The 8845-nt window shown below is 44.8% G+C and carries 7 protein-coding genes; 2 read left to right on the top strand and 5 right to left on the bottom strand.

The window, feature by feature from the left end:
• Positions 1-69: 69 nt before the first annotated feature.
• Together PHP90_RS12990 and PHP90_RS12985 are read right to left on the bottom strand one after the other, a co-directional pair.
• Positions 70-2541 (bottom strand): circularly permuted type 2 ATP-grasp protein, encoded by a 2472-nt coding sequence (locus PHP90_RS12990; protein ID WP_299930767.1) that lies wholly within the window; start codon positions 2539-2541, stop codon positions 70-72.
• Positions 2542-2580: 39 nt separating this feature from the next.
• Positions 2581-5952, bottom strand: coding sequence for a transglutaminase family protein (locus PHP90_RS12985; protein ID WP_299930764.1), 3372 nt, complete (start codon positions 5950-5952; stop codon positions 2581-2583).
• A 160-nt stretch (positions 5953-6112) separates the two neighbouring features.
• Between PHP90_RS12985 and PHP90_RS12980 the strand changes: the two genes are divergently transcribed.
• Together PHP90_RS12980 and PHP90_RS12975 are read left to right on the top strand one after the other, a co-directional pair.
• The gene (locus PHP90_RS12980; protein WP_299930761.1) at positions 6113-6895 is read left to right on the top strand and encodes an MBL fold metallo-hydrolase; all 783 of its coding nucleotides are present in this window, start codon (positions 6113-6115) and stop codon (positions 6893-6895) included.
• Positions 6896-6937: 42 nt separating this feature from the next.
• Positions 6938-7507, top strand: coding sequence for an alkylphosphonate utilization protein (locus PHP90_RS12975; RefSeq protein ID WP_299930758.1), 570 nt, complete (start codon positions 6938-6940; stop codon positions 7505-7507).
• A 37-nt stretch (positions 7508-7544) separates the two neighbouring features.
• Here PHP90_RS12975 and PHP90_RS12970 read toward each other — a convergent pair whose 3' ends face one another.
• The 3 genes from PHP90_RS12970 to PHP90_RS12960 form a co-directional block, all read right to left on the bottom strand.
• The gene (locus PHP90_RS12970) at positions 7545-8342 is read right to left on the bottom strand and encodes a hypothetical protein (protein WP_299930754.1); all 798 of its coding nucleotides are present in this window, start codon (positions 8340-8342) and stop codon (positions 7545-7547) included.
• An 11-nt stretch (positions 8343-8353) separates the two neighbouring features.
• On the bottom strand, positions 8354-8632 hold the full coding sequence (locus PHP90_RS12965; protein ID WP_299930751.1) for a ribbon-helix-helix protein, CopG family: 279 nt from the start codon (positions 8630-8632) through the stop codon (positions 8354-8356).
• Positions 8619-8845 (bottom strand): hypothetical protein (locus tag PHP90_RS12960; RefSeq protein WP_299930748.1); only part of this gene is annotated, 227 nt, incomplete at its 5' end. The genes PHP90_RS12965 and PHP90_RS12960, both read right to left, overlap by 14 nt.

Here is an 8845-nt window from a genome sequence, read left to right as displayed (position 1 = left end):
ATTGTGACTAAACCCAACTTCATGCTGATAAAAAAAACGGGTACTGTGGTAAATAGTATATATCATTGGCTACTCATCATAATGGGCAAAATAGGTTTTAGATAGTTCTCCGGAAGCCAATAATAACCGGGTAGAGAGTCCTGAAAGAAGTATTTCGAGTTCATTGCGTATATATTTATCCTTCGGTACAGAACAGAGTGTATCGATTTTACTGAGACGCATCATTGAGAAAGCTTCAAAAATAGGTTCTTCATATCGGCTAAGATAGGTTGCATTTTTAAATTTCGGCAATTGTGGAAAGAGTTTCATCAACCCTCCAATTTCACTAATCAGCGATTTCGGAAAATTGACATCAAGCAACATGAATTCGATCACATTGTGCATTTCAAACGAAGTCCGATATCGGGCACGATAGGCATTTAGACTCTCACACGTCGTCAAAAGTGTCTCTAAAATTTCATATTCGCTTACAACATCGTGTACAGGGATCAGCAATGCTCTAGCTTTGGAAATCAGCAATTGAGCACGTTCAATACGTGCACCGATGTCGTATAAAACGGACCCTTGATCGGCGAACAGACTCTCTTGAATCAACTCTTTATAGGCCATCAGCTGCATGAGCAATTTATCCAGATTATGAATCATTAACCGAGGATGCGGTTTTGTTTCTAAACAAAAGCCATTCCATTCACGACTCATTCGTTCAAAAATACGGGATGCTTCAAGCGGCAAAAGATTTTTGGCGTACGTGTTAGTATTGGAGAGCATGGCAATAATCTGAGCCAAACTCCCTACACGCATTGCATTAAAACTGACGGAAGCAATTTCATCAAACGCATCCATTTTCCCCTCATCATCCAAAAAACCCGGATAGGTCATCGTAACATGAGTAAGGGCTTTAGTAAGCATCTCTTGCGTTTGTCGGTTTGAAGCTTTATCGTAGCGCGATGCATTCGTCATATATTTAAGAGTAGTCCGAATCATCCGTGCGGTAAGGATAGAGCGCGTTAGATAACGTCCCAGCCAAAAAAGGTTTTCGGCTCTGAGACTCGGTATATTTTCAAGAGAATTTTCAACAACGGTTTTGGATTGAAACAGCGGATTTAAGGGCACAATTTTAGATTCTCCCAGAACCCACAAGTCTTTACTGCTTCCTCCGAATTGGTTCGATACCATCAAAGAATCGTTGCTCATTCCTACACGAACCAAGGCTCCCGGCATCAACGTATATTCATCGTTCTGTACAATCGTATAGGCACGGATAACCACCTTTCTCGGCTCAATTGAATCATTGACTAGTGTTGGGCAGCTTGCAAACTCGACTTCTTCCTGCCCGACATAGCGATGCGGTTGATCAAGTATTTCCAGACGAAGGGCATTAAGCTCTTTTTTTGTCAAGTTTTTTCCCACAAAGGTATGCTTTTCTCCAATCCGGTCTATCGTTTTGATAATAAGACGCTCCATATTATTCAAAACAAATTTTTGCTCTTTAGCCTGACCGCACCACCATGTAGCAATTTGAGGAAGGATAAGTTCTTCGTCTAAAAAATAGCGTGCTAATTGGAGCATAAACGGATTTAAACCGACATTTTCCAATATTCCGCTCCCTAAAGGGTTGAGCATCCCTACTCCTCCGGATCTGATCGACTGGACAAGCCCCGCAACACCGAGCTGTGAATCTTGACGCAGTTCCAAAGGATCACAATAAGTCTCGTCCACACGACGCAAAATACTGTTTACCCGACGAAGTCCTTTCAAGCTTTTAAGCCATACCGCTCCGTTTTTAGCAAGCAAATCCTGTCCCTGAACCAGCGTAAGTCCCAAAAAGGAGCTTAAATAGGCATGTTCAAAGTAGGTTTCGTTGTGCGGCCCCGGAGAAAGGAGGACATTAAGCGGATCACTGTTGCGTCCCAAACTATCGTTTTGAAAAATTGATTTGAACGTTTCAAAAAAATCATAAAGCCGTTGAACCGAAATTCCCTCAAATAAATCTTGCATCGCGCTGTTCATTGTGAGACGATTTTCAATGGCGTATCCAATACCGGATGGAGCTTGGGTACGATCATTTACAACCCAAACTTTTCCGTCCGGTCCCCGCGCCATGTCTGCGGCATAAATGACCAGAGGAATTTTCATCCCATGCATTTCCCGCATAAAACCGCCGTGGGCGTAGATAACTTCCATCGGAATTATCCCGTCTTTAATCGTTTTTTGCTCGCCGTAAATATCTTGCAACAATAAATTGAACAGTTTGCACCGCTGTTTTAACCCTCGCTCAATTGCAGTCCATTGCGCTTCTTCGATAATCAACGGGATAGGATCGAGTTTCCATGGACGGTTAAGCCCTCCCGGGTCATTATAAACATTATAGGTAACCCCATTATCTTCGAGACGCCAGTCAATCTCTTTTTGCTTGAAACGCAGCTGCTCCAAACCTATTTTCTCAAGATTATCCCTTAATGTTTTCCAATGAGGGCGAATATTTTTTGCTTCATCAAACATCTCATCATGCGATGAATTGAGATGATAATTTTCAAACATCGAATTCAAATCGCTGCCTTAATGGATAAATACAGATGTTTATTGAGCATTTGGACTCCACTTTCGGCGTAAGTCAAGCGTATGCGGATATTCCAAAGATCCAGGGAGTTCCTGATATGAGAATGTTTTTTTCATCGGATGGTCCAAAACAACCCGTGAAGCAACTTCATCACCTGATATTCCTTGAGGTTTGATTATCGGTTCATGCACCTCTTCAATCTCCCCTTGGGTATGCCCGAATCCCCAGAAACGGCTAATACGACGAGATTGTGCCTCGAGCGTATTGATAGGGAACGTATCATACGAACGTCCGCCCGGATGAGAAACAAAATAGGTGAAGCCCCCCATAGAACGCCGATTCCATGTATCCACAAGATCAAATACCAACGGCGTATCGACGCCGATCGTCGGATGAAGTGCAGACCACGGCTGCCATGCGCGGAAACGGACACCGGAGACGTATTCGCCCTCAACTCCGGTTGAGACGAGAGGGACGCGGACCCCGTTACAGGTAAGAACATACCGTTCGTCTACAAAATTGGATACTTTTACCTGCACTCTCTCAAGCGATGAATCTACATAACGGGCTGTCCCCTGGGAACTTGACTCTTCTCCCAATACATTCCACGGTTCGATTCCGCCTCGGAGTTCACAATGAACCCCTTCGACCGTACTCATACCGAGTAGTGGAAAACGGAATTCGAAAAACGGGTTAAACCAATCATTTTCAAATGCATACCCTTCAGAACGCAAAAACTCGACGATATCCCGAATATCTTCCCGCACATAATGCTCAAGCAAAAATTTATCATGCAGCTGGGTACTCCAGCGTACCAGTTTGTGTTTATACGGTTTACGCCAAAACAATGCAACAAGGGTACGAACGAGCAGCATCTGCATAAGAGACATCTGTGCATGAGGCGGCATCTCAAAACCGCGAAGCTCTAAAATACCGAGCCGTCCGGTAGAAGAGTCGGGCGAATAGAGTTTATCGATACAGAATTCACTGCGATGGGTATTTCCCGTCAAATCGGTCAGCATATGCCGAAATAACCGGTCAGTAAGCCAAAACGGGACTTCTCCCTCTTCCGGAATTTGGTTAAATGCGATTTCAAGCTCATACAGGTTTTCAAGCCGTCCCTCATCCACACGCGGAGCCTGCGATGTGGGTCCGATAAACTGCCCCGAAAAGAGATAGGACAGACTCGGATGATGCTGCCAAAATGTAATCAACGATCGCAGAAGCTCAGGATTCCGAAGCAACGGACTGTCACTTGGGGTAAGGCCTCCGATGGTGACATGATTTCCTCCCCCGGTCCCTGATTGTTTTCCGTCTTGCATAAATTTCAACGTTCCGAGACGGGATTGATGGGCTTCTTCATACAAAGTATCGATGACACTCGTAAGCTCTGCCCAACTCGACGTCGGATGAATATTGACTTCAATGACCCCTGGATCGGGAGTGACACGCATTTTTTCGATTCGTAAATCGTGCGGAGGCTCATACCCTTCAATCATAACTGCCATTTTAAGCGCTTCAGCTGCCTCTTCGATCGATGCGATCAAATCCAAGAAAGCTTCGGTATTCATGATCGGCGGAAGAAAAATGAAGAGTTTACCCTCCCGGATCTCGACACTGATGGCCGTGCGGACAAACAGATCATAATCGGTTGACTCTTTGGTCGTTTTTGTCACTTTCGCGGCACGTGCTTTTACCGCACTGTGATACTCTCCTAACGAAGGAAATGCCCCGAATAAATCCGGTTCAAAGCTCTGTTCCAATTCGATATGGGGCTTATGCGTCAATGAGTCCAACGGCAGACGTAATCCCACCGGAGAAGTTCCCGGAGCAAGAAACAGCTGTGCTCGACGGAATTTCCAGCGGCACGTGACCCATCGGGTACTTCCCCAGTTAAGAGGAAGAACAAAGCCGACAGGTTTGTCAATCCCTTTGGAAAGATTTTCAGCCAATGCACGTCGTTCTAACGAATCTTTCATACTTGTTTTCATCGGATCAACATCTATCGGCAAAAGAGACTCTTGCAGTAATGCGACGAGCGGATCATTATAAGCATCATGTATATTCTGGTCACTGATTCCCAAATTCAGACACAGCTGCGACAAAAACTTACGGGCATCTTCGGTTGTATAATCAAATGTCTGATCCAAACTCGCCAACAAATCGGGATTGTTCCAAATCGGCTGACCGTCTTTACGCCAGATAATCGTTGACATCCATCGCGGTAACGGCTCTCCGGGGTACCATTTCCCCTGTGCGTGATGGAGCATTCCCCCTTTGCCAAATGTCTTAAGCAATCGACGTGAAAGTACATTGGCCAATTCCCGCTTATGCGGTCCGTCGGCTTCGGTATTCCATTCGGGCGATTCCATATCGTCGATGGAGACGAAGGTCGGCTCTCCTCCCATCGTAAGACGGACATCATTTTCTACTAACTCTTTATCTACCTGATATCCGAGCGCATCAATCGCTTCCCATTGTTCTTCACGGTACGGTTTTGTGACACGCGGCGATTCAAATACTCTCGTTACCGTGTTTGAGTAGGTAAACTCTACCTCACACTTATCCATTGCCCCCTCTACCGGTGCGGCACTTTCAGGGTTCGGTGTACATGCCAGGGGAATATGCCCCTCGGCAGCGAACAGTCCGCTCGTAGCATCCAGTCCAATCCATCCGGCACCCGGTATATAGACCTCCGTCCATGCATGCAAGTCGGTAAAATCTTCGGCAGGACCACTCGGACCGTCGAGCGATTTGACATCTGCCGCAAGTTGTACGAGATACCCCGAGACAAAACGTGCGGCAAGCCCAAGATGGCGAAGGACCTGAACAAAAAGCCATGCAAAATCGCGGCATGAACCCGTTTTGCCTTTGAGCGTCACAGCACACGTTTGGACTCCCGGTTCCATTCTGAGTGTATAACTTAAATACTGATGGATCTTCATATTCAGCTCTACCAAGAAATCGTTGATAGGGCGAGGAGTCACATCTATGGAGTCGATGAATGCTTTAAGCCGCTTCCCTTTTTCGCTGATCTTTAAATACGGTGTGAGCTCTTTTTTTAATGTTTTACTGTAGGTAAAAGGATACTTTTCTGCGCTCTCTTCCACAAAAAAGTCAAAAGGATTAATGCTCACCAATTCCGCTAAAACTTCGACATCGATTTCTAGCTCAGTTGTTTTGTCCGGAAAAACAATACGGGCAAGATAATTCCCAAACGGGTCTTGCTGCCAGTTTATAAAATGGTCTTCCGGTTTAATATTTAATGAATAAGCCTCAATAGGGGTTCGGCTATGAGGGGCAGGCCGAAGACGGATGACATGGGGAGAAAGGTTGATCGGTTTATCGAATGCATAATGGGTTTTGTGAGAGAGAACGACTTTGAGCGACATCGGATTCCTTTGCGCAACTGTTGTATAAAATATTGGTAAGGATAACACAAGTTGCTCCAAAATGACGAACATTGGATGCCTATAAATCGATCAGTCATATTTAAAACGCAAATTAGCATATTTTGTAATATAATTTAATTTCATATGTAAGGGTGAGCAAATGGACTGTATTGAATTTTTAGGAACCGGCGGGACACGAACACCCACACAAGGGACTACCTGCCTGCGCGTAAGCAACCACTGTGTCATTGATGCCGGCAATCTTATCAATACGTTTGGAGATGATGTATTTACGATAGAACATATTTTTCTCACCCATTCGCACCTTGATCACATCATCGATATCCCTTTCCTCGCCGACCTTTTCGTTACCCAAAAAAAAGTCTCTCTGAAAATCTACGGTTTGAAGTCAACCCTTGATGATTTGAGACAATTTATCTTTAACCATCGGGTCTGGCCGAACTTTGAAGAGATCACATTGATCGGCCATACGGAAAAAACTATCGAACTAATCGAGTTGGAACTCGAAACTCCTTGTACAGTGGATGATGTAACGCTCACTCCCTTCAAAACGAATCACACGGAAGGAAGCTGCGGCTATATCATCGAAAAAAACGGTGCAGGGATCATGTTTACCGCAGATACCTATCGGTGTGATCGTGTTTGGGAACTGCTCAATGAGCGTCCTAATATCCATACACTTGTTACAGAAGTTTCTTTTCCTTCGGAATTCGCAAAATTGGCTTATGACAGCAAACACCTTACCCCGGCAATTCTCGCCGATGAACTGAATAAATGCAAAAGAGATGATTTTGCAATCTCCGTTATGCATCTCAAAGCCCTCTTTGTAGCCCCTATAATCGATGAATTAAACGCAATGAAGCTGCTCCGTAACAGAGGAAAAGTCCTTGTCGATGGGGATCGGATACAATACTCACACTAGCAATACGCTATAATGCGCTTATTAATTAAGTAAGGTGTTATTATGAGTATTGAACAAACATTACAAGAGAGAAGCGGAAATATCTGTGAATTGTGCGGGGCTACGGAAGGGTTAATTACTTATGAAGTCGCTCCGAGCGACGCTTCTGCGGAACAATCGATCTATATCTGCGAAACGTGCAAAAGTCAAATCGAAAACCCTCAAAACCTCGATACCGATCACTGGCGCTGCCTTTCAGACAGTATGTGGAGTCAGGTTCCCGCTGTACAGGTAATGGCATATCGCCTCTTATCAGCACTCGGCGATCAAGACCAACTCGACATGATGTATCTCGAAGACGACGTCAAAGCATGGGCGCAAGCAGGAATGCTCAACACTGCCGCAAACGATGACGGCGGAGCGGTCGTTCAACGCGACAGCAACGGAACTATCCTCGCAGAAGGTGATACCGTAACCCTCATCAAAGACCTCGAAGTAAAAGGGGCAGGATTTACCGCAAAACGCGGAACCATTGTAAAAAACATCCGTCTTACCGATGATGCACGATACATTGAGGGAAAAATCAACGGCAGTACGATCGTACTTGTCGCTGCATTTATGAAAAAAGCTTAATTCTTTTCCTTCGCAGAGGCGTTTTTCGCTTCTGTCTTTACTGCTCCAACTGCATCGCCAACTCTGAATAAATCCGTGCTTTTGCAATGTTAAATCGATGCGTTTGACCGCTCTTTTCCAGTGATGCGATTTTTTGATTGAGTTGAATCATGCGTGCATTGATCGAATTGCGATTTTGTGCCACTTTAGACTTATCATCCCCGTTGGGTTGTGAAAGACCCACAAAGTTTTTCGCCTGATTGACATAATTACCCGTCGTATCGAGTGCATCAGAGATACTCTGTGTCGTTGCCGCCATCATTGCCGTTGATGACGAAATCTCTTTCAAAGATGCCTCAAGATCATTCGCATCATTGAGCAATTTGGTATCGGCATACACTGCCAGTCGTGATACATCCGCCGCTTTTACATTGGATCGATCCAGTTTGTCAAATCCCGCCAAAAATGCGTCCGTACTGGATTTATATCGGTTTAACGCACTTGCGGCACCGCCGAGGTTGAGTACGGTTTTTGAAATCAGTTTGGTTGTGTTGGAAACCTCTCCGGCATAGGGAATCGGTAAAAATCGGACAACATTGCTGATATAGACACTTGATTTGACCATTTCGGAATAGTTATCAACTGTCCCTTTCATCGTGTTAATAAACCCTTCAAACGACTCAATATTTTTTTTGTCCTCGCGAAGCAGTTTGGCCACTCGTGCAAGATAATCATATCCGTATGCATCAAGCTGTTCAGCACTCATACATGGTTTTTGCGGTTGTTGCGGAGTAGGTTCAGGTACACATCCGCCCAACATAAGCATCGCTGCTCCTAACATTATCGATCGTTTCATTATTATCCCTTTCATATCATTCCCATCTCTTTAAGTGCTCTTCGGATTGCTCCGGCGATCGATTCACCGGTGCGTGCCGTGTGTTCATCGAGTTTTGCTTTCTCTTGTTTTGTGAGTGTCAAAAATACCTTTTCGCTCTGTTTGATCTCTTCCGTTTTTTTCGGACGTCCGCCCGGATGTTTAGCGGTTTGGATCTCTTTGTGCGTTGAAAGTTCCCGCTGGGTCACCCGCGCAGCGAATTTGTTTTCTTTTACTTTTTCCATCTCTTTTGTCCCTTTAGACGTTTTCATATTCGCGGATTTTCTCGTGAAGATTTCGGATTAAATTGGAACTTTTTTTATACGCATACGCCTTAATCCCGCCCTGCTGCGAGAGATCAACAATCGATCGGTTTTCATTGATTGCCGTCTGCAATGCAACGCTCATAGGTATCGGAAACATCTCGATCTCAAATCCGAGAGTCTCTTCAAACACAAATTTCGCATCCTTGATATCATTCTCTT

It is taken from the genome of Sulfuricurvum sp., assembly GCF_028712165.1.
Taxonomy (GTDB): Bacteria; Campylobacterota; Campylobacteria; order Campylobacterales; family Sulfurimonadaceae; genus Sulfuricurvum.
This window is presented reverse-complemented; position numbering and strand designations above follow the sequence as displayed.

Excerpts from the sequence above, each read along its gene's own strand:
- PHP90_RS12990 (WP_299930767.1), bottom strand. The coding sequence starts at position 2,541 with ATGTTTGAAAATTATCATCTCAATTCATCGCATGATGAGATGTTTGAT.
- PHP90_RS12985 (WP_299930764.1), bottom strand. The coding sequence starts at position 5,952 with ATGTCGCTCAAAGTCGTTCTCTCTCACAAAACCCATTATGCATTCGAT.
- PHP90_RS12980 (WP_299930761.1), top strand. The coding sequence starts at position 6,113 with ATGGACTGTATTGAATTTTTAGGAACCGGCGGGACACGAACACCCACA.
- PHP90_RS12975 (WP_299930758.1), top strand. The coding sequence starts at position 6,938 with ATGAGTATTGAACAAACATTACAAGAGAGAAGCGGAAATATCTGTGAA.
- PHP90_RS12970 (WP_299930754.1), bottom strand. The coding sequence starts at position 8,342 with ATGAAACGATCGATAATGTTAGGAGCAGCGATGCTTATGTTGGGCGGA.
- PHP90_RS12965 (WP_299930751.1), bottom strand. The coding sequence starts at position 8,632 with ATGAAAACGTCTAAAGGGACAAAAGAGATGGAAAAAGTAAAAGAAAAC.